Origin of the sequence: Pseudomonas sp. JV241A, from assembly GCF_900275665.1 — a bacterium.
GTDB lineage: Bacteria > Pseudomonadota > Gammaproteobacteria > Pseudomonadales > Pseudomonadaceae > Aquipseudomonas > Aquipseudomonas wadenswilerensis.
Genome location: NZ_OPYO01000025.1, coordinates 225149 through 250328, shown reverse-complemented (window position 1 = coordinate 250328; position 25180 = coordinate 225149). Strand labels below are relative to the sequence as shown.

General features: G+C 56.1%; 26 protein-coding genes and 5 tRNA genes. 17 read left to right on the top strand and 14 right to left on the bottom strand.

All coding sequences use genetic code 11. From position 1 onward, the window contains the following. The 7 genes from JV241A_RS17235 (at window position 1) to mgtE (ending at window position 4096) form a co-directional block, all read left to right on the top strand. A complete protein-coding gene (locus JV241A_RS17235; RefSeq protein ID WP_115088128.1) occupies window positions 1-1236 on the top strand; it encodes an aspartate kinase in 1236 nt (411 codons plus the stop codon). Window positions 1237-1421: 185 nt separating this feature from the next. Next, on the top strand, window positions 1422-1610 hold the full coding sequence (gene csrA, locus JV241A_RS17230; protein WP_010226667.1) for a carbon storage regulator CsrA: 189 nt from the start codon (window positions 1422-1424) through the stop codon (window positions 1608-1610). Between the two features lie 72 nt (window positions 1611-1682). Further along, window positions 1683-1773: transfer RNA gene (locus JV241A_RS17225), tRNA-Ser, on the top strand. A 108-nt stretch (window positions 1774-1881) separates the two neighbouring features. After that, a tRNA-Arg gene (locus tag JV241A_RS17220) sits at window positions 1882-1958 on the top strand. Window positions 1959-2035: 77 nt separating this feature from the next. After that, window positions 2036-2112, top strand: a tRNA-Arg gene (locus JV241A_RS17215). A gap of 76 nt (window positions 2113-2188) precedes the next feature. Continuing rightward, window positions 2189-2265 (top strand) — tRNA-Arg (locus JV241A_RS17210). A 388-nt stretch (window positions 2266-2653) separates the two neighbouring features. Next, on the top strand, window positions 2654-4096 hold the full coding sequence (gene mgtE, locus JV241A_RS17205; RefSeq protein ID WP_115088127.1) for a magnesium transporter: 1443 nt from the start codon (window positions 2654-2656) through the stop codon (window positions 4094-4096). Window positions 4097-4171: 75 nt separating this feature from the next. On the opposite strand, the gene JV241A_RS17200 is transcribed toward mgtE, so the two are convergent. Both JV241A_RS17200 and JV241A_RS17195 read right to left on the bottom strand, forming a co-directional pair. Further along, window positions 4172-5476 (bottom strand): NtaA/DmoA family FMN-dependent monooxygenase, encoded by a 1305-nt coding sequence (locus JV241A_RS17200; protein ID WP_134063677.1) that lies wholly within the window; start codon window positions 5474-5476, stop codon window positions 4172-4174. A 33-nt stretch (window positions 5477-5509) separates the two neighbouring features. Then, on the bottom strand, window positions 5510-7597 hold the full coding sequence (locus JV241A_RS17195) for a TonB-dependent receptor (RefSeq protein WP_134063675.1): 2088 nt from the start codon (window positions 7595-7597) through the stop codon (window positions 5510-5512). A 182-nt stretch (window positions 7598-7779) separates the two neighbouring features. Between JV241A_RS17195 and JV241A_RS17190 the strand changes: the two genes are divergently transcribed. Beyond that, entirely contained in the window at window positions 7780-8571 is a 792-nt protein-coding gene (locus tag JV241A_RS17190) for an IclR family transcriptional regulator (RefSeq protein ID WP_134063687.1), read from the top strand. Here JV241A_RS17190 and JV241A_RS17185 read toward each other — a convergent pair. Then, window positions 8559-9359, bottom strand: a complete 801-nt coding sequence (locus JV241A_RS17185; RefSeq protein WP_115088124.1) for an ABC transporter ATP-binding protein — start codon at window positions 9357-9359, stop codon at window positions 8559-8561. The genes JV241A_RS17190 and JV241A_RS17185 overlap by 13 nt on opposite strands. Before the next feature lie 157 nt (window positions 9360-9516). Between JV241A_RS17185 and fepB the strand changes: the two genes are divergently transcribed. The 3 genes from fepB to JV241A_RS17170 are packed head-to-tail and all read left to right on the top strand — an operon-like array spanning window position 9517 to window position 12515. After that, on the top strand, window positions 9517-10446 hold the full coding sequence (fepB, locus tag JV241A_RS17180; RefSeq protein WP_134063672.1) for a Fe2+-enterobactin ABC transporter substrate-binding protein: 930 nt from the start codon (window positions 9517-9519) through the stop codon (window positions 10444-10446). 3 nt (window positions 10447-10449) lie between these two features. After that, a complete protein-coding gene (locus tag JV241A_RS17175) occupies window positions 10450-11490 on the top strand; it encodes an iron ABC transporter permease (RefSeq protein WP_233673962.1) in 1041 nt (346 codons plus the stop codon). After that, window positions 11487-12515, top strand: a complete 1029-nt coding sequence (locus tag JV241A_RS17170) for an iron chelate uptake ABC transporter family permease subunit (protein ID WP_134063671.1) — start codon at window positions 11487-11489, stop codon at window positions 12513-12515. The genes JV241A_RS17175 and JV241A_RS17170 overlap by 4 nt, the downstream gene beginning before the upstream one ends. A gap of 59 nt (window positions 12516-12574) precedes the next feature. Here the strand turns inward: JV241A_RS17170 and JV241A_RS17165 are convergent, their stop codons facing one another. After that, on the bottom strand, window positions 12575-12901 hold the full coding sequence (locus JV241A_RS17165) for an Arc family DNA-binding protein (protein ID WP_010226671.1): 327 nt from the start codon (window positions 12899-12901) through the stop codon (window positions 12575-12577). A gap of 116 nt (window positions 12902-13017) precedes the next feature. On the opposite strand from JV241A_RS17165, the gene JV241A_RS17160 reads away from it, so the two are divergent. After that, entirely contained in the window at window positions 13018-13209 is a 192-nt protein-coding gene (locus tag JV241A_RS17160) for a hypothetical protein (RefSeq protein ID WP_115088121.1), read from the top strand. A gap of 36 nt (window positions 13210-13245) precedes the next feature. After that, window positions 13246-13842: a phosphonate metabolism protein/1,5-bisphosphokinase (PRPP-forming) PhnN gene (gene phnN / locus JV241A_RS17155; protein WP_134063669.1), complete on the top strand. Its 597-nt coding sequence runs from the start codon at window positions 13246-13248 to the stop codon at window positions 13840-13842. Between the two features lie 3 nt (window positions 13843-13845). Here phnN and JV241A_RS17150 read toward each other — a convergent pair whose 3' ends face one another. Further along, window positions 13846-14043: a hypothetical protein gene (locus JV241A_RS17150; protein ID WP_115088119.1), complete on the bottom strand. Its 198-nt coding sequence runs from the start codon at window positions 14041-14043 to the stop codon at window positions 13846-13848. Between the two features lie 293 nt (window positions 14044-14336). On the opposite strand from JV241A_RS17150, the gene JV241A_RS17145 reads away from it, so the two are divergent. Further along, window positions 14337-14413, top strand: a tRNA-Arg gene (locus tag JV241A_RS17145). 87 nt (window positions 14414-14500) lie between these two features. After that, window positions 14501-15379, top strand: a complete 879-nt coding sequence (locus tag JV241A_RS17140; RefSeq protein ID WP_134063667.1) for a DUF2971 domain-containing protein — start codon at window positions 14501-14503, stop codon at window positions 15377-15379. Here JV241A_RS17140 and JV241A_RS17135 read toward each other — a convergent pair whose 3' ends face one another. The 3 genes from JV241A_RS17135 to JV241A_RS17125 all read right to left on the bottom strand — a co-directional run bounded on the left by JV241A_RS17135 (window position 15380) and on the right by JV241A_RS17125 (window position 17099). Next, window positions 15380-15994, bottom strand: a complete 615-nt coding sequence (locus JV241A_RS17135) for a recombinase family protein (RefSeq protein ID WP_134063665.1) — start codon at window positions 15992-15994, stop codon at window positions 15380-15382. Window positions 15995-16115: 121 nt separating this feature from the next. Continuing rightward, on the bottom strand, window positions 16116-16547 hold the full coding sequence (locus JV241A_RS17130; protein ID WP_134063663.1) for a hypothetical protein: 432 nt from the start codon (window positions 16545-16547) through the stop codon (window positions 16116-16118). A 102-nt stretch (window positions 16548-16649) separates the two neighbouring features. After that, entirely contained in the window at window positions 16650-17099 is a 450-nt protein-coding gene (locus tag JV241A_RS17125; RefSeq protein WP_134063661.1) for a hypothetical protein, read from the bottom strand. Window positions 17100-17251: 152 nt separating this feature from the next. On the opposite strand from JV241A_RS17125, the gene JV241A_RS17120 reads away from it, so the two are divergent. Then, a protein-coding gene (locus tag JV241A_RS17120) for an IS3 family transposase (protein WP_134063659.1) occupies window positions 17252-18414 on the top strand; the annotation gives its coding sequence in 2 pieces (ribosomal slippage) (window positions 17252-17504 and window positions 17504-18414; 1164 coding nt in all). A gap of 322 nt (window positions 18415-18736) precedes the next feature. Beyond that, the gene (locus tag JV241A_RS17115) at window positions 18737-19528 is read left to right on the top strand and encodes a restriction endonuclease (protein WP_134063657.1); all 792 of its coding nucleotides are present in this window, start codon (window positions 18737-18739) and stop codon (window positions 19526-19528) included. Window positions 19529-19686: 158 nt separating this feature from the next. On the opposite strand, the gene JV241A_RS17110 is transcribed toward JV241A_RS17115, so the two are convergent. The 6 genes from JV241A_RS17110 to JV241A_RS17085 all read right to left on the bottom strand — a co-directional run bounded on the left by JV241A_RS17110 (window position 19687) and on the right by JV241A_RS17085 (window position 24987). Then, entirely contained in the window at window positions 19687-20670 is a 984-nt protein-coding gene (locus JV241A_RS17110; RefSeq protein ID WP_134063654.1) for a restriction endonuclease, read from the bottom strand. 4 nt (window positions 20671-20674) lie between these two features. After that, complete coding sequence (locus JV241A_RS17105; RefSeq protein WP_134063652.1) at window positions 20675-21607, bottom strand: hypothetical protein; 933 nt, start codon at window positions 21605-21607, stop codon at window positions 20675-20677. A gap of 114 nt (window positions 21608-21721) precedes the next feature. Beyond that, window positions 21722-23500, bottom strand: a complete 1779-nt coding sequence (locus JV241A_RS17100; protein WP_240047880.1) for a hypothetical protein — start codon at window positions 23498-23500, stop codon at window positions 21722-21724. Between the two features lie 124 nt (window positions 23501-23624). Further along, window positions 23625-24131, bottom strand: a complete 507-nt coding sequence (locus tag JV241A_RS17095; RefSeq protein ID WP_134063648.1) for an ABC-three component system middle component 5 — start codon at window positions 24129-24131, stop codon at window positions 23625-23627. Beyond that, window positions 24125-24697 carry an ABC-three component system protein gene (locus JV241A_RS17090; RefSeq protein ID WP_134063646.1) on the bottom strand — a complete coding sequence of 191 codons (573 nt, stop codon included), beginning with the start codon at window positions 24695-24697 and terminating at the stop codon, window positions 24125-24127. Before JV241A_RS17090 ends, JV241A_RS17095 begins: the two co-directional genes overlap by 7 nt. Further along, window positions 24694-24987: a hypothetical protein gene (locus tag JV241A_RS17085; protein WP_057421214.1), complete on the bottom strand. Its 294-nt coding sequence runs from the start codon at window positions 24985-24987 to the stop codon at window positions 24694-24696. The genes JV241A_RS17090 and JV241A_RS17085 overlap by 4 nt, the downstream gene beginning before the upstream one ends. Between the last annotated feature and the right edge of the window lie 193 nt (window positions 24988-25180).

Genomic DNA, 25180 nt, shown 5'->3' with positions numbered 1-25180 from the left:
ATGGCGTTGATCGTACAGAAATTTGGCGGTACCTCGGTCGGCACAGTCGAGCGAATCGAGCAGGTTGCCGACAAGGTCAAGAAGTTCCGTGAAGCCGGCGATGACCTGGTGGTTGTACTGTCGGCGATGAGTGGCGAAACCAATCGCCTGATCGACCTGGCCAAGAAGATCAGCGATCAGCCGGTTCCGCGTGAACTGGATGTGATCGTCTCCACTGGCGAGCAGGTGACCATCGCCTTGCTGGCCATGGCCCTGATCAAGCGTGGTATTCCGGCGGTGTCCTACACCGGTAACCAGGTGCGGATCCTCACCGACAGCGCGCACAACAAGGCGCGCATCCTGCAGATCGACGACCAGAAGATTCGCGGCGACCTCAAGGCTGGCCGCGTGGTCGTGGTCGCAGGTTTCCAGGGTGTCGACGAGCACGGCAACATCACCACCCTCGGTCGTGGTGGCTCCGACACCACCGGCGTGGCCCTGGCGGCAGCGCTGAAGGCTGACGAGTGCCAGATCTACACCGATGTCGATGGTGTCTACACCACCGACCCGCGCGTGGTGGCCCAGGCCCAGCGCCTGGACAAGATCACCTTCGAAGAGATGCTGGAAATGGCCAGCCTCGGTTCCAAGGTGCTGCAGATCCGCGCCGTCGAGTTTGCCGGCAAGTACAACGTCCCGCTGCGCGTGCTGCACAGCTTCCAGGAGGGTCCGGGTACCCTCATTACCATTGATGAAGAGGAATCCATGGAACAGCCGATCATTTCCGGCATCGCCTTCAACCGCGATGAAGCCAAGCTGACCATCCGCGGCGTACCGGATACCCCGGGCGTTGCTTTCAAGATCCTCGGCCCTATCAGTGCCGCGAACATCGAAGTCGACATGATCGTGCAGAACGTTTCGCACGATAACACCACCGACTTCACCTTCACCGTGCACCGCAACGACTACGACAAGGCCCACAAGGTCCTGGACAAGACCGCCGTCGAGCTCAACGCCCGCGAAGTGGTCGGTGACACCAACATCGCCAAGGTCTCGATCGTCGGCGTCGGCATGCGTTCCCACGCCGGTGTCGCCAGCCGCATGTTCGAAGCGCTGGCCAAGGAGAGCATCAACATCCAGATGATCTCCACCTCCGAGATCAAGGTCTCGGTGGTAATAGAAGAGAAGTACCTGGAACTGGCGGTGCGCGCCCTGCACACCGCTTTCGAGCTGGACGCCCCGGCCCGACAGGGCGAGTAAGGCGGCTGCCTCTGGGGGCGCGGCTTGGCCGCGCCCTTCGTTTTTCTGGCTGGTGTGAGAAATCTGTGCTTTTGCTCGCGCTAGTCAATACTTAGGCGTAGGTCAGCAGCCGTCACGGGTTGTAGGCTGAAGCCCTTTTTTTTGCAGACTGTTATCCCTGAACTGAATTGCGTGAGGAGAAAGCTATGTTGATTCTGACTCGTCGGTGCGCCGAGAGCCTGATCATTGGCGACGGCGAAATCACCGTGACCGTGCTCGGCGTCAAAGGAAACCAAGTGCGGATAGGGGTAAACGCCCCTAAAGAAGTGGCCGTCCACCGTGAGGAAATCTACCTGCGGATCAAGAAAGAGAAGGACGAAGAACCAACCCATTAATTTTTATCGAGTTTTTTTCAAAAAAGAGTTTGCAAACGGGGAAGGGTCTGGTTATTATACGCCCCGTGTTGCGGAGAGGTGGCCGAGTGGCCGAAGGCGCTCCCCTGCTAAGGGAGTATACCTCACAAGGGTATCGGGGGTTCGAATCCCCCCTTCTCCGCCATTATTCATGTAGGACGCTGTAATCTGCCTGAATCGCCTAAGTCGTTGAAATTAAACGAAAAAGTGGTTGGCAAAAAGATTTAGCGGCCTATAATGCGCGGTAACAAATGCACTCATAGCTCAGCTGGATAGAGTACTCGGCTACGAACCGAGCGGTCGGAGGTTCGAATCCTCCTGAGTGCACCATACGACGAAGCAGTTTTCAACTTGAATGCTGCTTCAGCTGCAACCAGAGGTGATCTGGTCCATCAAGCGCCAACCCTGCACTCATAGCTCAGCTGGATAGAGTACTCGGCTACGAACCGAGCGGTCGGAGGTTCGAATCCTCCTGAGTGCACCATACATCAAAGCAGTTTTCAGTTTGAAAGTTGCTTTAGCTGTAACCAGAGGTGATCTGGTCCATCAAGCGCCAACTTGCACTCATAGCTCAGCTGGATAGAGTACTCGGCTACGAACCGAGCGGTCGGAGGTTCGAATCCTCCTGAGTGCACCATACAACAGAAAGCCCGCCTACCAAGGCGGGCTTTTTGCTTTCCGGCATTCATCTTCCGGTAAGGCGTGATGACTCCACTGTCATCGTTGCCGTGCCTGCCCCGCGCTATTTTTTGCCGACCCCGATGTGTTTTTTTTCGCGCTGCCGCCGTCGCACTGTTGCCTGCATACGTTGTCACAAGTATGTCTCGCAAACGATTGTTATAGCCGCGATTTTTTCAGCACCCAGACAGCTCAAGCGGTGTATGATTGCGCCCGTCAGCCCCGCCGGGGCTTGTGGAATACCACCATGGACTTACCCAGTAGTTACTCAATAGCAAGTTTTGCCAATCAAGAATTGACTGATTGATCCTCCCGGCGTGCTCCGCTGCTGGGAGTGGAGTTCGCCTATGACTGAAATCGAAGTAAAAAAGACGCAAGAGAGCCTGCAGGATCGCCTGGCCCAGGTGGTCGAACTGTTGCAGCGTCAACGCGTGGTCGAAGACCTGACCCACCGTCAGGAAGGTCATCACCATGACCTGGTAGAAAACCTCGTTCACCGCCAGAACCTGGTCGAGCTGCAACGCAAGCTCGACGACCTGCACTCCGCTGACGTTGCCTACATCCTCGAAGCCCTGCCGCTGGACGATCGTCTGACCGTCTGGCAACTGGTCAAGGCCGAGCGCGACGGTGACATCCTCCTGGAAGTGTCCGACTCGGTCCGTGAGACCCTGATCGCCGACATGGACGATCACGAGCTGCTCGCCGCCGCCAAGGAAATGGACGCCGACGAACTGGCCGACCTGGCGCCAGAGCTGCCCCGTGACGTTGTCCACGAGCTGATGGAAAGCCTCGATGCCCAGCAGCGCGAACGTGTCCGTTCGGCCCTGAGCTACGACGAGGATCAGGTCGGTGCGCTGATGGACTTCGAGATGGTCACCATCCGCGAAGACGTCAGCCTCGAAGTGGTCTTGCGCTACCTGCGCCGTCTCAAGGAGCTGCCAGGCCACACCGACAAACTCTTCGTGGTCGATTACGACGGCATCCTCAAGGGCGTGCTGCCGATCAAGCGTTTACTGGTCAACGACCCGGAGAAGAAAGTCGCCGAGGTCATGGCCAGCGACCCGGTGAGCTTCCATCCGGACGAAGACGCCTACGATGCCGCTCAGGCGTTCGAGCGTTACGACCTGATTTCCGCCCCGGTGGTGGACAAGAGCGATCGTCTGATCGGCCGTCTGACCATCGACGAGATGGTCGACCTGATCCGTGAAGAGAGCGAAAGCGAAGTGCTGAGCATGGCCGGTCTGCGCGAAGAAGAAGACATCTTCGCCTCGGTCTGGCGCTCGCTGCGTAACCGCTGGGCGTGGCTGGCGATCAACCTGATCACCGCCTTCGTCGCCTCGCGGGTTATCGGCCTGTTCGAAGGCTCGATTGAAAAGCTGGTGGCACTGGCGGCGCTGATGCCGATCGTTGCCGGTATCGGCGGCAACTCCGGTAACCAGACCATCACCATGATCGTGCGCGCCATGGCCCTGGACCAGGTCAGCCCCGGCAACACCTCGCGGTTGATGCGCAAGGAGCTGGCGGTGTCGTTGATCAACGGCCTGATCTGGGGTGGGGTGATCGGTGTGGTTGCCTTCCTGCTGTATGACAGCTGGTCGCTCGGCGTGGTGATGACCGGCGCCATGACCCTCAACCTGTTGCTGGCGGCGCTGATGGGGGTGTTGATCCCCATGACCCTGGTACGCCTGGGCCGCGATCCGGCGATGGGCTCCAGCGTGATGATCACGGCCGTGACCGACAGTGGGGGCTTTTTCATCTTCCTGGGCCTTGCCACTATCTTCCTGCTCTGACTAACGCTAGGAGCGAGCTTGCCCCGCGAAGCGTCGTGGCTGTCACGACGCAATCGCGGGGCAAGCCCGCTCCCACTATTCGGACAGGTGTTCGATGAAAGTGCTGCCGCTATAGCCCTCGCGGAACAACCCGGCCTTCACCAGGCGCGGCATCACCTGCTCAAGAAACAGATGCACCGACTCCACCGAGCCACCGGGCGCTGCGATAAAGCCATCGATTGCCCCGGCCGCAGCCCACTCGACGATACTCTCGAGCGCATCGTCCACCGTACCGATCACTTGCCAGTGCGCAGCGGAGATCACCTCCGGACGCAGCAACAACTCACTGACCCGCAGCGATTCACGTTCGACCAGGCGCCGCAGCAGATTGGTGTGGGTGCGGCTGTTGGGATTGCTTGCGGGTGGCGGCAGGTCATCGCGGGTGATCGGCCGGTCCTCTGGCCATTCACTGAGGTCGATCCCGATCATCTCCTTGATCGAGGCAAACTTGCGCGGCTTGTCGATGCGCGCGTGGGTTTGCATGAACAGCTCGCGGGCCTGCTCGCGGGTGTCGGCCAGGTACAGGCTCAGGCCGGGCAGCAGACGAATGTCGGCGGGGCAGCGGCCGTGTTTTTCCGCGCGACGGGACAGATCGCGGCGCAGCTCGAGCGCGGCTTCGATATCCGGTGTCGGTGCAAACACCAGGTCGGCAACCGCAGCGGCAAAGTCACGACCCGAGTCCGAGGCGCCGGCTTGCACCAACGGGATTCGCGTGTTGGCGTACATCGGCAGGTTGAGCGGACCCTTGACCTTCAGGTGAGTGCCGGCGTGGTCGATGGGGCGAACCTGTGAGGCGTCGGCATAGCGGCCAGTGCTGCGATCCAGTTTCAGCGCATTGCTGGGGAAGCTTTCCCACAGTTGGTGCACTACCCGGGTGAACTCCGCAGCCCGCTCATAACGTTCATCGGCACTGGGCATCGCCGTCAGGCCGAAGTTCTCATGGCCTTGCAGCGCGGTGACGATGTTCCAGCCAACCCGGCCCTTGCTGATCCAGTTCAATGACTGCAACTGACGGGCGACCACATAAGGCGGTAAAAAGGTGGTCGATACAGTCGAGACCAGGCCGATCCTGGATGTGTGCTGGGCAACCGCAGCCAACAGAATGCTTGGGTCCAGGCTGGCGAACCCGGAGCCGCTTTCCAGCATCTCCGGCACCAGGGCATGTACATCGGGGCGAAAGACAAAGTCCAGGTGCGCAGCTTCGGCGCGCTTGGCCAGATCGATCGCAAACTCGGCGGTGAAGATGCCTTCGATGTTGCTGTTGTCACGACGCCAGCCATCGCCGCTCAACCAGGTAGGCGCCAGTGACAGGCCAATGTGCAGGCGCTTGGGGGTACTCATCCTTGCGGTTCTCCTCGTTATCTATAGACCGGCTCAGAACGCGCCCTTGACGCCGACGCCAACCATGCGTGGCAGGGTCATGCTCGCCTCGGTGCCGCCAATGCCACGGTTCTGCTGCATGTAGGTGGGGGAGCGGTCGTCGAATACGTTCTTGACGTAGCCGTACAGCTGCACCTGCTTGTTGAACTGATAACTCATCCGCGCATCGGTGAGGGTGTAGGGCTTGACCGAGTAGGACGAGGTGTTGGCGGTGTCTGAGTAATAGCCATCCAGGTGACGGACCTGGACGTTGAAGTTGAGCTTGTCGGTGATGTCCCAGCTTGGGCCGAAGCTCAAGGTGTAACCGGGCGACCGGGCAAACTCGTTGGCCTGGTAGTCGGCGTTGCTGGAGATCTTGTCGATGCGTGTACGTAAGGTACCGGCACTGGCCTTGAGGGTCAGGTTATCGAGGACGCGGTAGTCGGCGCTCAGCTCCAGGCCATAGGCATGGGCCTTTTCCGCGTTGATGGTGTAGGACTGGGCGACGCCCGGGGAGATCACCACCGGGATGTTGTACTGGGCGTCCTTGAAGTCCATGTAGAACAGGTTGCTACTGAGGATCAGGCGGTCGTCGAGCAGGTTGGCGCGGCTGAACAGCTCATAGTTCCAGATCGACTCTTCCTTGAAGTATGCCCACTGCCGGGTGGTCAGGTTGAGTGACACACCGCCGGGGTTGTAACCGCGGCTGACCAGGGCGCCGACGGTCCAGTCCGGCGTCGCGGCGAAGGCCAGCGAGACCTTGGGCAGCAGGGCGGAGAAGGTTTTCCCGTAGTCCAGTGCCGTGGGCGCAAGCACTGAATTGCCCTGGCGCTCGATGTGATCCTGCTGATAGCGCAGGCCGGTGCTCAGGGTCCAGCGGTCACTCAGGCGGTAGTTCAGCTCGCCGAAGATGCCGAGGTTTTCCTTGGTGTCATCGAAGGCCGACAGTCCGCGCAGGTTCAGGGTTTCGTCGGTCTTGGTGTGGGCATAGTAGATGCCGCCCATGCCGCTGACGGTATCAAGCGCGTCGCCAAAGGTAATACGCGATTCGTTGGAGGCGTTCTTCTGCTTGATATCGGCATCGCCTTCACCGGCAACGCCGGTTACCCGCTGCACGTTGGACAGCGAATACTGCGCCTGGTTGAACAGCTTGATGCCGTTGTCGAAGTCATAGCTGACATCCAGCACGCTGGTGTTGGTGTCTTGCTCCCAGCTGGGCATGGTGGTGGTGTCGTGGTCGAGCTTGTGAAAGGGCGCCGAGGCCGCTTCCTGGGTCGGGCGATTGCTATCGTTGTGCGAGAAGGTGTATTTGGCCTCAAGCCCCGGCAGTGACTCAGGCACCCACAGCAGCTTGGCCCGGGCATTGACGGCACGGAAATTCTGGTCGGTCTTGCCGGGTTGGAATTTCGGATTGTCGTAGTCGATGAAAGTGTCGCGCGCCGAGTAGTCCACCGCCAGGCGTCCGGCCAGTTCATTGCCCATCAGCGGGCCGGAAATGGCAACCGAGCTGCGCTTGGCATCGTAGCTGCCGATCTCGGTCTGGTAGGCCGCCTGCGGAGTGAAGGTCGGATCCTTGGTGTTGACGATGATCGCACCGGCAATGGCGTTGGCCCCTTGCGAGGTGGTCTGTGGACCACGGAACACTTCGATGCTGTCCACGTCCCAGACCGAGGTGGCACCGAAGAACATCTCGTTGTAGTTCAGGTAATGGCCGTCGAGGTTGATCGTCGCCCGCGGCACGGTGCCACCCCAGAACACGTTCTGGCCATTGTTCGGGCCCTGGGTGTCCTGGCCGCGAATGATCGGCGCGCCCACCGAGTCGGTGTAGATCACGTTGGGTACATCATTGAGCACTTCCGACACCGACGCGCTGCCGGTCTTTTCCTTGTCGATCTCCTTGGCGGTCTTGATCGATACGGAAGAGGCCGTGTCTTTCAGGTCGCGTTCGAGCTTTTCGCCGGTGACGATGATCGGCTCGAAAACAACGCTCTGCTTGTGGGTAGTGACGACGGATTGTCCAAAGGCGTAAGGCGATGCCAGCAATGTCGAGAGTGTCAACACACTAAAGCCTTGGCGCAGTGTGCGGTGTGGATGTGCCTTCAAGATGCCCCCAAATGAGAATGATCCTCTTTCCCGTTCGAGGGTAGCATGGTGCCATTGCGTTCCTCAATAAAGAATTCATTCCGCAAAATGGGAATAGGTACAGGTTCATGGAATCGGTATCATGGCCGCCAACAAGCGCGACCGTGCGCGCCGGCGAGGAGAGCGAACAATTGAACAATGAGATGACCGCCCTGGACGAAGAAGCGCAAGCAGCCCCGGAAAAGCGCTCCGGCACTATTCAGTCGGTGTCGATCGCGGTGCGTTTTCTCCAGGTCCTGGCCAATGCCGAGAGTGAGTTGGCGCTGGGGGAGGTCGCTCGGCGCACCGCTACCGGCGGCTCGACCGCCCACCGCTATCTGCAGAGCCTGGTCAAGGAAGGCCTGGCCAAGCAGGACCCGGCCAGCGGCCTGTACGACTTGGGGCCGGCCGCCTTGAACATTGGCATCAGCGCCTTGAAGCGTGTCGACGCGGTAGACATCGCCGCCCAGCACATGAAGTCCCTGGCCCAGCAGCATGCCGCCAGTGGCGGGGTGGCGATCTGGACCGACCGCGGGCCGACACTGGTGCGTTGGTACCGCAGTGCCTATTTCTCGATCAACCCGCTGGCATTGGGCGATATCCTGCCGATTGACAATACCGCCTGCGGCCTGGTGTTCCAGGCCTTCCTGCCCAAGGCGGTGATCGATGCCGCGCGCAAGCAGCAGCCGGCGCATTTTCGCGGCACGCCGCCGAGCAAGGCGCTGCTCGATGAGGTGCGTAGCGGCCGCTGGGCCGAGCTGACCAGCCATTTGCTGTCGAATGTTACCGGCCAGGCGGCGCCGGTGTTCGACGCCCAGCAGGAAATTGTCTGCGTGATGACCACGGTCACTGACCTTGGCCAGCTCAAATCAGCAGACGATCGCGACGCCTTGCACCGTGAAGCCGGCCTGGTCAACCAGGCCACGGGTGGGCGGATTTTCGATCAGCGCGGTTGAATCTGCATCTGGCGTCCCTTGGGTACCACCAGCGGGGTGCCGGTGACCGGGTCGGCAATGATCACCGAGGCCAGGCCGAATACCTCCTCTACCAGCGCTTCGGTGAATATTGCGCCAGGCTCGCCCTGGGCCAGCACCGCGCCGCCGCGCATGGCAATCAGGTGTGAAGCGTAGCGGCAGGCCTGGTTGAGGTCGTGCAGTACCGCAACGATGGTCCGACCCTGGCGGTTGAGATCGCTGAGCAGTTCGAGCAGTTCGATCTGGTGGGCGATGTCGAGGAAGGTGGTGGGCTCATCGAGCAGCAGGATCGGTGTGTCCTGCGCCAGCACCATGGCAATCCATACCCGCTGACGCTGGCCGCCAGAGAGTTCATCCAGCACCCGCTCCGCCAGCTCGCTGACCTGGGTTGCGGCCATGGCAGAGTTGACCGCCTGTTCATCGGCCGCGGACCATTGGCGCAAGAATGATTGGTGAGGGAATCGCCCGCGTGCCACCAGGTCGGCAACCGTGATGCCTTCCGGTGCCGTGGCGCTTTGCGGCAGCAGGCCGAGGCGTCGGGCGACCTCCTTGGCGGGAAGCTCGGTGATGGTTTTACCGTCAAGCACCACTCGGCCTTGGGCGGGAACAAGCAGCCGCGACAAGGCGCGCAGCAGGGTGGATTTACCACAGGCATTGGGCCCGACAATCACGCTGAAGGAGCCATCGGGGATGGCGATGGACAGGTCGCTGGAGATGGTGCGCTGGTCGTAACACAGCGTCACGGTGTCAGCATGCAGGCGATGCGTCATGGGTGGCCTTTCCTGGCTGGCAGCTCGGCGGCGAGTATTGCATGTGCAGAATTAATTCTGCAATATGGAATGAGATTGCATCGCATCCACGTTTAGGCGGGCAAGCACCCGCTGTCGAACCCTTCCTGCCTCACTTGTAGCCGAAGAAAGATCGCCGATGAAAAAGCTCACATTTGCGCCAACGCTGGCTGTTGCGGCGCTGATCCTGCTCGCCTGTACCGCCGTCGGGCTGCGTCCGGCAACCGCTGTCGCGGCCGGGCAGTACAAGCCGCTGCGGATTGCCTCGACCTCGCCGAGTGTCACCGGCATCCTGCTGGCCATGAAGGCACCGCTGGTGGCCACTGCTGCCACCACCCCGAGCCGGATGACCGACAGCAAGGGCTTTTTCAGCCAGTGGGCGAGCGTCGCCGATGCGCGCCAGGTCGAGGTGCTGTACCCCAATCTGGTGTTCGATATCGAGGCGGTGCTCGGCGTCAATCCGGACCTGCTGGTGCTCGCCGCCACCGGTGCCGACAGCGTGGTCCAGCACCAGGCCGAGCTGGAGGCCCAGGGCATACCGACCCTGGTGGTCAATTACTCGAACCAGAGCTGGCAAGAGATTGCCACCACTCTGGGAAAGGCCGCAGGCCTGGAGGCGCAAGCACAGGCAGCGATCAAGGACTTTGACGATTACGCCGCACTCACCGCGGCCTCGATCAATCCGCCCAAAGGCGGTGTAAGCATCGTCGGTTACAACATCGGTGGCAGCTATTCCGTCGGCCGCGCTTCCAGCCCGCAGGCCCGGTTGTTCACTGCGCTGGGGGTCAAGGTCGCGAGCCTGCCACCGGCCCTGAGTGGCGAGGTCACCCGCGCCGTGGACTTCGAGTTCATCTCCCGCGAAAACCTTTCGGCGGCGATCACCGGTGAAAGCGTGTTTCTGCTCGGCGCCACCGACGCTGATGTACAGGCGTTTCTTGCCGACCCGTTACTGGCCAACCTGCCCGCGGTGACGCAGAACAAAGTCTACGCCCTGGGGCCGACCTCGTTCCGTGTCGACTACTACTCTGGCCGGCAGATGATCGATACCGTCGCCCGGCATCTGCGCTGAGCCATGGCGATTGCAGCGTTGCGCACCGTGGCTTTCAACCGGCACCGGCGCATGCGCTCCTCGGGGCTGCTGACTGGCCTGGGCGTGCTTGGGCTGGTCGCCGTCTGCAGCCTGCTGATCGGTTCACGCGCCATCGGTCTTGGCGAAATCGCCGATGCCTTCTGGTCGTATGACCCACAGAACAATCAGCATCTGGTGATTCGAGAACTGCGTGTTCCCCGCACCCTGGTAGCCATTCTGGCGGGCCTGGCCCTGGGCGTGGCCGGGGCGCTGATGCAGGCGGTGACACGTAATCCGCTGGCCGAACCCGGGCTGCTTGGCATCAACGCAGGTGCTGCGCTGGCGGTCATCATCGGCGTGACCCTGTTCAAGCTGGTGAGCATTGTCGAGTATGTCGGCTTCGCCTTTGCGGGTGCCGGGCTGGCCGCGCTTGCCGTGTTCATTCTTGGCCAGGCTCACGAAACCGGTACCAACCCGGTGCGCCTGGTGCTGGCCGGGGCGGGGTTGTCGGTGATGCTGGCGTCGATCACCGGCATCCTCCTGCTCAACGCCCCGCTTGAGGTGTTCGACAGCTTTCGCAGATGGTCGGCCGGCTCGGTTGAAGGCAGCAGCTTCCAGACCCTTGGCGTGCTCGCGTTGGTCGCCGCTGTCGGGCTGGCGCTGGCCATCGCTATCGTCGGCAACCTCAATGCCATGGCCCTGGGCACGGATCTTGGCCAGGCCCTGGGCGTCAATCTTCGCGCTACCTGGTTGCTGGCTTGCCTGGCAGTGATGCTGCTGGCCGGGGCGGCAACCGCGGCTGCCGGGCCGATCGGCTTCGTCGGCCTGGTCGCACCGCATCTAGCCCGGCGGGTGGTGGGGCCGGACTACCGCTGGATAGTGCCCTATGCCGGGCTGATTGCCGCGATCCTGCTGCTGGGCGCCGATGTAATCGGCCGTGTTGTCGCTGCGCCAGCGGAGGTCGCCGCCGGGATCATTGCCTTGTTGATCGGTGGGCCGTTCTTCATTGTCATCGTGCGCAAGTTCCGGATGAGCCGGTCATGACGGGGGCGGTGCTGCGCCTGGGTAACTATTCACTGCGCTGGCGGCCACGGGTTGCCGTGGTCTGTGCAGTGCTGGCGCTGATAGCCGTGGGCCTGGCGATCCTCTTGCTGGGCGTGGGATCGTTGCCGTTGACACCTGGCCAGGTGTTCGAGAGTTTGCTCGGGGGAGGCGACAATCCGACCGCCGACCGGGTGATTCAGCGGGTTCGCTTGCCGCGGGTGCTGACTGCGCTGCTGGTGGGCGGCGCGCTGGGCATGGCCGGTTCGATCTTCCAGTCGATCTCGCGCAACGCCCTCGGTTCTCCGGATGTCATTGGCTTTACCACCGGGGCTGCCAGCGGCGCCATTGTGCAGATCATCCTGTTCGATGCTGGCCCCCTGGGAACCTCGCTGGCGGCGGTGCTCGCAGGAGTGGGCACGGCCTTGCTGGTGTTCGTGCTGTCGATGCGCGGGCGTAGCACCGGTGGCTATCGGCTGGTGCTGGTGGGGATTGGTGTCGGCGCCATGCTCTCGGGCCTGAATACAGTGCTGCTGGTCATGGGCGACCTCGACCGGGCCATGTCGGCGCAAATCTGGCTGGCCGGTTCGCTCAATACCCGCACCTGGTCCCACGTACTGCCGGCAGCGTCAGGTTTCATTGCCATTGTGCCGGTGGTTATTGGCCATGCGCGACACATCGACCTGCTGGAAATGGGCGATGACACGGCCAGTCAGCTCGGTATCGCCCCGGAGCGCACAAGGCTGATCATGGTGTTGGTTGCCGTGGCGTTGACCGCGATTGCCACTGCAGCTGCCGGGCCTATCGCCTTTATCGCCCTGGCTGCTCCACAGCTGGCCAGGCGTTTGACCGGTGCGCCTGAAGTGCCGTTGGTGCCGGCAGCGTTGATGGGCGCGGTGCTGTTGCTGGTGGCCGACCTGCTCAGCCAGCGCCTGGCGTTGAATCTCAATCTGCCCATCGGCCTGAGTACGGGTTTGCTCGGCGGTTTCTATCTGCTCTGGCTACTGTCGCGCAGCAAACGGGTATGATCGAGGTAATAAAAAAGGCCAATGCGTGAGCATTGGCCTTGAGTGATTGTGCCACGAAATCAGGAAGCGTCAGCTGCCATCTCGGCGTCATGGGCAATCAACGACACCAGCGCATTCTGCTGGCGATGGGAAAGCTGGCGGAAACGTTGCAACAGTTCGCGTTCGTGCAGGGACAGTTCCGGGCTGTCCAGACGCATGCTCAGTTCTTCACCCAGTGCACCTTCCTGAATAAGGCTCTGCTCCAGGCGAGCGATGATTTCCGAGTTCATGCTGCGGTGGTGGTTGCGCGCTACCTCGGCAATGCGCTCACGCATTCCGTCGGGGAGGCGGACGACGAATTTGTCAGCGGTGCGGCTTGAGTAAATAGCCTGTTTCATTGGGCGCATATAATTGACCGGTTTTTGGTTCAGGGGGAAGCGGTTCTCGAAATTGGCCGCACGATGTCACTACGACCATCCCGGCGTCAAAATGTTCAACCTGAATTGTGAATGAGGCGTGAATCATGCCTCATTATCGCCGGTTCCTTGGCGTCAATTCTGTGACAAATATTGAACCGGATAAAGGCGTTTTGCCAGTACCAATTATCAGAAATGAGCACTGGTTTGAAAAGTTTTCATTTTCTCTTTTTCCGCTGCTGCAGACCTTCGTCGGCAACGGCATGCAACAGGCAGAAAAGGCCTTGGAAAGCGTCTAGAATGCGCGTGCTTTCTTACCATTGAGCATAGTGGCTATGCAGCATGACGCAAGCGCGACGCGGCGTACAGTGAACCCGGGTCGTCTGGTGTACCTGATGGGACCCTCAGGTGCCGGAAAAGATTCCCTCATCGATGCGGCGCGCCCTGAACTGCAGCGCCTGAACGTGCACATCGCCCGGCGCGTGATCACCCGTTCGGCCGAGGCCAAGGGCGAAGATGCCATCGGTGTATCCCCTGAACAGTTCGAACGCCTGTGCGCCGAGGGCGCCTTTGCCCTGCAGTGGCAGGCCAATGGCCTGGCCTATGGCATACCGGTGCAAATCGATGCCTGGCTGGCTGAAGGGCAGGCGGTGCTGGTCAATGGCTCGCGCGCGCATTTGCAGCAGGCACGTGAACGCTACCCGGATCTGTTACCGGTGCTGCTGCGGGTTGATCATAAGGTATTGCGCCAGCGCTTGCTGGATCGTAACCGGGAAACCGCTCAAGACATCGAGCAGCGTCTGGCGCGGGCACAGCAGGTGAGGGTAGAGGAGGGTGAAGTGCAAGTGCTGGACAACTCCACGTCCTTGACCGATGCGGTCCAGCGCTTGCTTGGGCTGCTGCGCGAGCAAGGCCTGCTTGGCGCGAGCTGAAGCCTAGAACACCAGCCGTTCGTTGCTGACTTGGGGTGCGCTTTGTACTTGCGCAGCCTGGGTGCCAAACACCGCCAGTTGCGCCTTCATCGCCGGCACGGCATGGGCCTGCGCAGGCACGGCAATGCCGTCGGGTTGCACGACCAGGCCAACCAGAACGGCTAGAGCCAGGGCGTTGAGCAGAAGCAGGGTGCTGTTCATGGGCATACTCCGCAAAGGTGAGGGCTGAGCCCTAGCCACTTTTCATGAAATAGATAAAGCACACTGCATGCCAGGCTTTTTATCGGTTTTTACCCTTTAAAATCAGTAGCTTACGTTGGTTTTTTGCGTGATTTTTCGTGCAATCTGCAATGATGGCTGACTGCCTCATTGCAGATTGCACGATCCGCTAAAAAGCCCACAGGCAAAAAGCCCCACGGATGACATGACAAATGCCGGCCTGCTGGTTAACATGCACGCCGTCCCTGCCGCGCGACGCTCGTTGCCGGCTCTGCGTCTCAGTAGCTCAATTGGATAGAGCATCCCCCTCCTAAGGGGAAGGTTGGCAGTTCGAACCTGCCCTGGGACACCATATTATTCAAGGCTTTCAGCCTGTTTCGGTTTTTAGCCATTTGCCCCATGGGTGCACAGTGGGTGCAATTACCCGACAGAGGTTCCCATGGATGATGCGCAAATCCTCTTCCACTACACCAGCCAAGCGGGCCTATTGGGGGTCCTTAGATCGAATGGTGTGTGGGCATCGCATACCGGCTTTTTAAATGATGCGAGCGAGTGTTCTCACGCGTTTGATCTAGCAAAAAGTATGGTTGGTACAATCCTAGACACTGATGATTATCTCGACGTATTTAGTTGGGAGCTGCGAAGGTTCCTCCAATTAATGCGAGCTCCGGAGATTTACGTTACCTCTTTCAGTGAGAAACCGGACTTATTAAGTCAGTGGCGGGGGTACTGCCCAGGTGGTTCCGGCGTGTGCATTGGGGTGGATAAAAATCTACTGAACGGGTTTTGCGAAGAAAATGGCTTCCGTTTTGAGAGGTGTATCTATGAGCGAGAAGAGCTTGAAAAAAAGCTCCATGAACTCATAGACGAATGCTGGAAAAAATTCCCGGCACCTCCGTTGGGGCGCGCTGAATACGAGGCCTTACCCGTAGTCAAAGCTGTGCAGTTTTCGGAAGAATATCGGGAGCTGGTAAATTTTGGGGGTGGGAAGCTGGAAGCAGATGCTGCACTAAAATGGTTCGGCAACGAATTGACACAGCTTGCACCTCTTTACAAAAATGAGGGCTTCCATGAGGAGGCAGAGTGGCGCGTTGTAGTCCACAAGCCTGAGAAAATAGAATTCCGTGTTGGAACCTCCTGCCTAATCCCCTATTCAGAATTGAAGATTTTCGATTCTAAAGATATGTTCCGACAGTTGATTATTGGTCCAAGCCCGAATCAGCAGCGCTCCTCCAAGGCCGCAAAAATGGCTTTAGAATCGTTTGGCTTTGACAAGGTGTTTGTTTGGTCATCCGGCATCCCGTTTAACAACTGGTGATTATTGGGTTGACTCTTTGATTCTAAGGACCGTTGTGGTAGAGCAAGCAGCGTGCCTAGCCGTGGCCCGGATACCAAGGCCAGCTGTCAGTAGCTCCCTAACCCGCTTGTGCAGTTCCTCGTCCACTGGGCGGCCTTGGTACTTGCCGGCCGCCTTTGCTTTCTGGATGCCTTGGGCTTGCCGCTCCCGTCGCTGCTCGTAGTCCTTCCTGGCGATCGCCGCCATCATCTCCACCAGCATCGAATTGATCGCGGCCAGCATCCGGTCGGTAAACTCGTCGCCCTTAGTGTCGCGCATACCCTGGTGGCTGGTGGGTAAGTCTAGGGCAACGATGCGTAGCCCCTTGGCGTCGATGGCGGCTTTGAGCTTGGTCCAGTCATCAGCGGGCAGGCGGGAGAGGCGGTCAATGGATTCAACCAGCAGCACGTCACCTTTACGAGCATCTTTGAGCAGGCGCAGCAGCTCCGGCCGATCCGAGGCGGCGCCGCTTGCGTTCTCTAGGTACTCGCACGCGATGACCTTGTTCTGGTCGCTGGCGAACTTCTCTAGGGATGCGCGGGCGCGGCCGGCGTCTTGCTCGTCGGTGGATGCTCGAAGGTAGGCGCGGATAAACATATGGCAACCCGTATCAGTTAGGGTGTTGTCCTAATACTGTTGCATTTTGGGTGTCACATATCAAGAGGAAAGGCTGATAAAAGCTCAATCAGCCCGTATCAGCTTAGGCATACCGATAAGGTCAGATCGAGCTTGGCCTAATGTCGACACCGTTCTGGCCGGTGATCCGAAAGCGCTGTACCTCGCCGGCGGAAATCTCGGTGGTGATCTCCTTGAGCTGCTGTCCGATCTGCATTGCGCAGAGCCCGCTTCCCTCATCATCGCCATCTATGCCGATGAAATGACGGCCAGGCTTGACCTCGAACATCGCCACCTCTCCGGTGTCCATCCGGGCCGCTTTTTTGCCATCAATGAGCACTTGGGCGATACATCCGCCAGAGGCCCAATAGCCGCTATCTCTAGTGATTACCAGCTTGGCGCCAGGCTCAGCCTTGACCTGGTGGGAGTAGAGCCGTTGATGCGGCACCGCCTTTGCTTCGGTCGGGTCAATGGGCTTACTGGTGCAGCCTGAAATTAGTGCGGTGGCAGCGACTGCTAGCATGATCCTGTGCATTTCTCGTCCTCAAGTTGAGTGCGGACAGTATACGAACCTTGAGCGCTCTGGCGCTCAGCGTTCCTCCGGGCAAAAAAAAGCCCGCTTGATGCGGGCTCTAGGTCAACGACTGGATATGGTGATGCTTACTTGAGATGAATCAACCAGATAATAATCTGCTACCGCGTCCCGAGCTTCGTTAAGGTTAAGCATTACCTTCGGCTGAGACGCCTCCGGGGTATGATGATGCGTATATTCATGATCCAAAAGACGCGCCAGGTTGTTTTCGTCTTGGTGTTCCAGCTGCCTTCCACAGAAGTCGATTAGATTGGTGGCATGACTGCCGAACCCGCGCCGACTGGAAAAGCTCAATCTCCATACATGGCGAGAACCATTCGGAGCAATTTCCTTGAAATCATTCCAAGCTCGCACTTTGCACAGAGTAAACCCGTTGGAGTCGTCAAAGAGAACGTATCTAATCGAGTGAAGGTCGCTATCAGGATCTGGTGTCAGCTCGTAACTCCAGCGAGCGTCAAATTTATCTCCCACCTTGATCAGCTTGACTACAGACATAATCCCCTCCCTAGACAATTAGAGCGGTGATAATGTCACGAACCGCATAGTGGTTACACCTTGTCCTCGGCGTAGATCGAGGCGGAGATGTAGTGGTCTAATGATTCCGGACACCCATTTAGGCGAAAATGCTCGCCATAGAGAGGTGTCTGATGACCAAGCAACGTCGTACCTTTACCCCAGAATTCAAGCGCGAAGCTGCCAGCCTGGTGCTCGACCAGGGCTACAGCCATATCGATGCCGCCCGTTCACTTGGGCTGGTGGAGTCGGCCCTGCGTCGATGGGTTAACCAGCTTCAGGAAGAGCGAAATGGTGTAACTCCGACCAGTAAAGCGCTGACGCCCGAACAGCAGAAAATCCAGGAGCTGGAAGCTCGAATCAATCGGCTGGAACGGGAAAAATCGATCTTAAAAAAGGCCACCGCGCTCTTGATGGCCGAGGAGCACGAGCGTTCGCGTTAATTGATCAACTTCGTTCTGAAGAGCCTGTTGATCTGTTGTGCTCGGTATTTGAAGTCACCCGATCTTGCTATTACGCGCATTGCCGCAAGCGCCGATCTCCGGACGTTGAGCGGTTGGTTTTACGCAGCCGCGTGAATGAGCTGTTCACTCAAAGCCGCAGCGCGGCGGGCAGCCGAAGCATCATGCTCATGATGCGCGCGGACGGCATAGAGATTGGGCGATTCAAGGTGCGCAAGCTGATGAACGAAATGAAATTGATCAGCAAGCAACCTGGCTCACATGCCTATAAAAAGGCGACGGTGGAGCGGCCGGATATCCCGAACGTGTTGGATCGAGAGTTCACCGTGTCGGCGCCGAATGAGGTCTGGTGCGGTGACATCACGTATGTCTGGGCTCAAGGTCGCTGGCACTATTTGGCGGCTGTGATCGATCTGTTCGCCCGTCGCGTGGTGGGCTGGGCGTTTTCATCAAAGCCTGACGCTGACCTGGTTATCAAGGCTTTGGATATGGCCTATGAGCAGCGTGGTCGGCCTCAGAACGTTCTGTTTCACAGCGACCAAGGAAGCCAGTACGGCAGCCGAGGCTTCCGTCAGCGACTGTGGCGCTATCGCTTCAAACAGAGCATGAGTCGACGTGGAAACCGCCACGACAATGCACCGATGGAACGGTTGTTTCGCAGCCTGAAAACGGAATGGATACCGACCGTGGGCTACATGAGCGCTTCGTTAGCACAGCAGGATATCGGCCGGTTTTTGATGCAGCGCTACAACTGGCAACGGCCACATCAATTTAACAGCGGGCTGGCGCCCGCTGTGGCCGAGGAAAAACTTAACGCAGTGTCCGGGGTTAGTTGACCACTACACCGACCTAGAAGCGCCAGGCTTATAGAATTGGTTTTGATGAGCCATTCTTATGAGCTACGCGATTTTACGCACGAAAAAGTTAAAGAGCATAGGCGCGGTCGCTCGTTCGGCGCGTCATACTTTTAGAGAACAGCTCACACCCAATGCCGACCCAGCGCAACTAAGCCGCAATCGCACAGTAGGTGCGCAAGGCACCGACAGCTTGCTCCAAGCAATGAAGGGTAGGCTACCGGACAAGCGGAGACGCGATACGCCGTCACCGGTAAGTCAAAACCCTGCTCTTGCGCTTTTATGATTCGGCGGAGATCGAAATCTGTATGGCGCTTTTCAAGCTCGCCCTGATCGGCTTTACAGCCTGCATCACCGCGAATTCGAAATATTGCTTTATCACGTATTCCAGAGCTTGGGATATGAATCAGAGCTGGGGCCGGGAGTTGGAGATGGAGGGGGGGACGTCAAGATACTTCAGCGGAGTCCGTTAGGGGACACCATGGCTTATGTCCAAGCTAAGCGATATGCCCCAAATCGACCCATAGGTCTTGAGGCCGTGCAGGCTTTGCGCGGGGCGGTAGCAAATGACGGTGCAGACCTTGGCATATTTGTCACCACCTCCCGATATTTACAGGGAGCGCAGAGTTTTGCACATCGATCATCAGGAATATTGGAACTGAAGACTTCTGCGGACGTTGCTCAGTGGTGTCAGCAAGCGCAGGCGGGAATTGTAAAAGACAAATCCACATTAGTTTCGGCTGCGCATTTATTATCAATTCTGCGTCGTATTGAGGATGGCAGTAACGGGCTGGTCGTTCACGCTCACACTGGCTACCAAACAATTGGCAATAGCTTTGCACTTGTACTCAAAGAGACTAAGCACGCTGCTCTACTCATGAGTCTGCCACGGCAGATTATCAGCCAAGACACTCATGGACTCGATGGGCATGAGATCCCAGTTTTAGATAACCGGGTACTTTCTTCTAAAAATGCCGATACGGTCTTCCGCGCAAAACGGTCATTGGATGATCAGGGGCGCGTGAGCTACTGGGATGGGCAAAACCTTTATTCTACCTGGAATCGGCAGCCAAGCCGCTTTAGCCATTTAGACTAACTCCCTTAAGGGGAATTGGTTTGCGACTGTAGCCAGCGACAATAGGAAATATTCCCTCATTTTTGGTAGCCTTAACTCTAGTCATAAAGTTATCGAGATTGTTGACAACCTAGTAGGGGCGTTGCGCACATCCCGTTGCCTTTGTGCGTATTTAAGTCTCACATGGTCTCGTCAAATAGTGAGTCTGTTAGATTTATTTCAGGAGACCATAATCCCTGGTTTATTCTTACATATGTTTTGCATAGTGAAACAATCTTAGATTCGGCTCCAAATTTTAGATGTTTTCTTTGTATTTTAGTTAGTGCTTCAAAGGCGTTGGCCGTAAAGCCGTAGGTTGATAAGAAAATTCCTCCGTCATATTTTTCTTTGATAAGAACGTCCATAAACGACGCTACTGCGAGCTGCCCAACCTTATTTCCCGCCCGCCAATGTTTAATCTCGACGGCATAGGTTTTGAGTTTGCCTCTGATTTCGCCATGTAGGATTAAATCTTTGCCCCCGTCTTTGCTTGGGGGAGTTAACGTAACCGAAAAACCTATGCCTTCAAACGCTTCGGCCATCAACCTTTCCAAATCTCGCCACTCGAGCGCGTCAAGCGCTCTTGGATTTTCAGCTATCGCTCTGATAAAAGCTTTAGAGGCAGACTTTATAATTAGCTGTATTTCGCACTTTGACTCATCATCACTCTTGGTGTTTAGCGCTGACGCCCAGTTTTTTAGGGTGGCAGCATCGACTAGCTCAATCTGCTGTGGTTCATACCTAGAGGCTAGAGTTAAAGCGTCTTTCTCGAAACCTGTCTTTGAAAATATCAATGTTCTCTTTAGGCCTGAAGAGCGAGCTTTACTTAGCGTGTGCTCAACTGTTTCTTTGTCTGTCTTCTTTTTTGTATATGTTTTAACTTCTACGCCAATAGAGTCTTCCATGAATCGGTCATTTTTTGATCGCTCAACGACTAAATCCCATTCGTCGAGTGTACGAGAGGGCGTAGGCTTAACAGTTATGTTTTGTCGAATTGAACTGTAGCCTTCATGCTCCAATAGTGGCAGAAGAATGCCTGAAAGTAGTAATTCGGATTGGCGAGGGTCACTGGCCGATAAAAACACGTCGATTTTGTCGAGTAGCTCGGTGGCTTTTACATTCACTATCCTAAACCTTTGTAATTTGAGCCATCAGGACAAGGCTTAGGCTGAGTCGATTCTTGGTAAAAGTCTTGTAGCGTCCTTCATTTGGCGCGGTCGTAGGAGGCGTGGTTGAAGCCTTCCACATTCCCAGCACAACGACCTCATCGTCATACTCTATCCCTTTGAACCATGCTGTCTGACGAGACCAAATACTGACCTCGAGGCCTACGCCGTTGTCGGGCTTTTCGGAGTCCGCACGGTACTTGTTCATCCTGAGATTCAAAACATTCTTGTTTTTATCGTCGCCCACACAGCGCCGAACACTTTTGACGTACCCATGGATGGCAATGGGATGCTGGGTGGTGTTTTGGGATACTGCATGGAACGCCTCCATGTGCCGTTCCGTTTCGAAATAGAACTGGCGCCAATTGACAACCGTATTGCCTTCAAATACTAGCTCTAAGTGCTCCTCAACGTCGCTATCACTGGCGCACAGTGCTCGTAGTTTGAGGGCTCGCTTGGCAGAGTTGATATATGCAGGCAGTTTGCCAGGAGTAGATACATAGGTTTTGCTGGATCTGGCGTTGGAGCCGTCGCCATTTTGGTTTGTAGGTGCTGCGCAACCCTCTAGGGCTTCTTTGATCATTACCAGGCGCATGCGGTATTGATTACCTTTGATACTCTCGAGAAGGCCTTGCGACTCTTTGGCAATTTCCGAGATTTCCTCCTGCACTCCGTATTTGCAGTTGGCTGCGTGCTCGCCACCAGGCAGAAGCCTGAAGTACGCAGAGACAAACACCGACTTGTCGTGTAGCTCTCGTGTGTAAGACGGATTGTGGGTAACACCGATACTGCAAAACCGACATTTGAGCGGCTCTGCTCCCATACCTTTTTGATACGTATCGGCTTGCCATTCACTGCCTGTGCGATCCAGGGCACTGCCCATCTTGATGCCCATACGAACTCCTGTTCTCCATCGCCTTGGGAGATGTCCACTGCTGCACACTCGTTTCTGAAACTATCGGCACCGTTTCGTCAGCCTCCACGTTGTGCAAAGGCTTAGAAAATTGCGCTACAGATTCAGCGTGTGCATCCCCTTTGCATAATGCGGGCCTACGCAAAGTGCAGTTTTATCTAGAACCGGGTCAACCATGGAGGTCGTCATGATGACCTGAAAAGGCGTGGAATTATGATGCGATAGGGACTCTACCAAGACTCGCTGGAAATTTTGACTGCGGTCGGAGTTCATTCCCTTGTCTTCTGTGTTGTCCAGCAACAAAAGCCTAGGGTAACGCATCGTCTGATCTTCCAGCGACTCCAGTAGAATAGCAAGATGAAAGCTATTCTTAAGGATCGTTTCCGAACTTGCGGAAAATTTTGAACGGCCATCAACAAGCATAAAATCTTTGCCGAAATCGAACATCACCACTTCGGCGTCATTGAAGGCCGGCTCGAAACCACCATCTTGCTTCAGCAATTCGACTGTCTTTTCAGAAATGCGGCTTTCAACAGTTTCTCTGCGCGTGCTTGTTTGACCCCTCTTAATCTTGATGTCTTCTGCCAGATTTAGGATGGATTCATTAAGAACCCGTTTCTTCTCTATGAGACCTTCTATCGCAGCAACCAGCTTGGCTTTGGTGTCGTAATTTTTAATCCGCTCCTCTACGCTTCCGATTTTTGCAGATACCTCGTTAAGTTTCAGAGTCCGGTCGGAGCTTATACGTAAAGTCGTGACATGCTTGGCCCTTAAAGCTTGAAGTGCAAGCTGGTTAGATTCCAGATAGTGAGAATGCTCACTAAACTTCGTCCTCATTTCAAGTAATACTTGAGTGCTTTCCTTTTTTTGAAAAATCAGCTCATTCAAGGCTGCTAAATAAGAAGCTTCTCTAGAGTTTGTATCAATCTCGGTTTTGCACAGGTGGCACTGATCTCTCTCGTGATTGGTAATGGCGGAAAGGCAGCTTGGGCAAAACTTAAATCTTACTTCGCCAAAAAAATCATAGGCAGTCTTCGATTCTTTAAGGGATTTGATTCTTGAATCTATTGCCGAAATGAAAAGTTCGGATTCTACTATTTCATTCACCATCTCCGCCTGCTTAGCAGTTCGAATGTCGATCTCCTTAGAGAGCTCACCAATGGCTTTAGCTGCCTTCTCCGCCTCTACATTAAGCGCCGCGTCAGAGGTCTCTTCAGGCTGGACAATCAGGCGCTCGCGTTCCGCTAGAAGCTCCTGTAGTTCGATATTGGAATTTTTGATGGCAGTATTGAGTGAGGTCTCACGCAACGTGCCTTCGGATGGCGATACGTATCTGTAGATTGAGTCTAATTGCCCATCAATTTTGGCGAATTCTGATTCGGCTTTTGCGAGCTTTTGCTTCAGCGAGTAAATCCCGAGATCATCAAGGCCGAGTAGGAAGTCACCTATTGCCTGGCGCATGCTAGGCTTGTCGAAGGTTGTGTGCTCAGCCCTCAAGATCTTGTTTACTGCGGTGCCTTGGTCAACATAAATCAGTCGCAAGACCTGATGGATAGTCAAGTTGGCAAAGTCGTCAGTTTGGTCGTGAGGCCAATCTAGTAACTCAAAGATTTGTTGAGAAAAGCTCAATTTTTCGTCGGTTCGAATCAAACCATATTTTTGCCACACGGCTGACGTGCCTGCTTCGCGGAGTTCATTGTATGACCCTCCGTAAAAGCTCATGGGTGGCTTCTTTCCAGGCTCTACCGTCCTGTGTATGGTCATCACGTGACCGTTAATCTCAATTTCAGCAAAAACTCCATCACAGGTTTGTGCTTCTTCATTCCATCGATCTTCGGCTATATCCCCACCTAGGCAGCTAAATAGAAAGTCCATGATTGTTGACTTTCCGACACTGTTAGCACCTCGGATTATATTGACGCCCTTGTGGAACACTGCGTCATATACCGCCTTACCCGACCTGGTGATTATGAATCGGTTCACAAATAATGTTGAAGGCTTAGATGTCATAGATAAATTCCATTAGGCCGGAGCGAGATTTGAGTCCGTTCGATCCGTAAAAAGGTGCTTCTGGTAGAGCTTTTGTAATGACTATGAATGCGTCGCTCCTCAAAAACTCATCGGTTTCAAGGAGTGCAATATAACCGGGCGGCAAAGCGTCTGGCTCTAACTGCATGATGCCTTTATCGAATTCGGATTTCGATAAACAACCTTTCGCAATAAGCTCGAGTGTTGCTGCCTTTTGGAAACTTTGGAGGTCAAAGAATGTGCGAGCGGGATTTGTCAAATCTTCAAACTGATCTTGAATGTTAGCGGTTTTTGATTTGTATTTGCCGATTTCCCTAGGCCACGGTTTTATCGCCTTAAGCTGGCTAGGGAACAAATAATAAAAATCAAGCATGCGAAACAGGGGCCAACTAATCGGCGTGCTACCAGTCGCATTGAGAATTGATACTGTTCTGTAAAGGCAGTGGTTTGCATCGAAGGCTGGGTGATACATCAGCATTTTGGCTTCTCCCAGATCAAGTGGCACTTCCCAGTGAGAAAATATAGCATCCCTGAAATCATGTATTGATCTATTGTGAAGTCTTCCGCCATAATCTCCCGGTAAATGGTATCGACAATTCCGTTGAGGATTACCCCATCGATAACATCATTCGGGACACCTTGTTTTATTAGCGGTCGAATGGATTCTTCGAAGCCAAAACTAATTTTTTGGAGAATGTAGAGAAAGATAGCCTGTCGTCTTCGATTGAGCTGGGACTTCATTAACCTCTTCGCAAAGGCATCTTTGCGCTCGATTGCTACCTCTAGCAAATCCTCACGCCCCCCGTTTTTGAGTTTTTGCTCCAGACCGATCATCGGAGACTGAGTTTTCTGGTTGGTAAAGAAATCCAGACGCTCGATGAAGTACATGAAATCTTCATCGTGCTCACTCAACTCTTGGATTCTTGCAAGTGCGCGAGTAATTGCAGTCGGATCTGCAGGGGGTAGGTTGATGACGTAGTTGGTGTCATCACCCACACGCACGCCGCCCTGGATGTTGGAGCCCCAAATGCTTGCTTTATTCATTTGGGCGAGTTGTTTGTGTCGTTGCCCGCCCGAACTGAACCATGAACTGTGGAACCCTTGATGTTCACGGTATTGCTTCCAGTGCGTCCTTTTGTACCGGCATTAATCAATGCCACGCATAATGCGAAGGTCACAACCACCAGAAGGCACATCAGAGCGAACAGCTCGGTATGAGTCAGATTCTTGAGGTAAGGCGAGGAGATGATTTGCGGATAAACCGTGTACCCCAACAGGCCGGCTATCGCCGCACTGCCGCAATACTTGACAGCGCTTTTCCAAAATTCGTCCATGATGAACCCAAGCTGGTAGTCAAAACGCTATCATCATGTATCCGAGGGCCTTCGTAAAGGCACGGAACCGCGAACTCCCGCAATCGGATGCGAACCGACGGCGTTAGCCTTTCTTTTGACGTGGAGCCGCCTGCATACGTAGGCTGGTCTCGGTTTAGATCGACGTATCTGGAGTTTTTCACGCAGTCCCGGT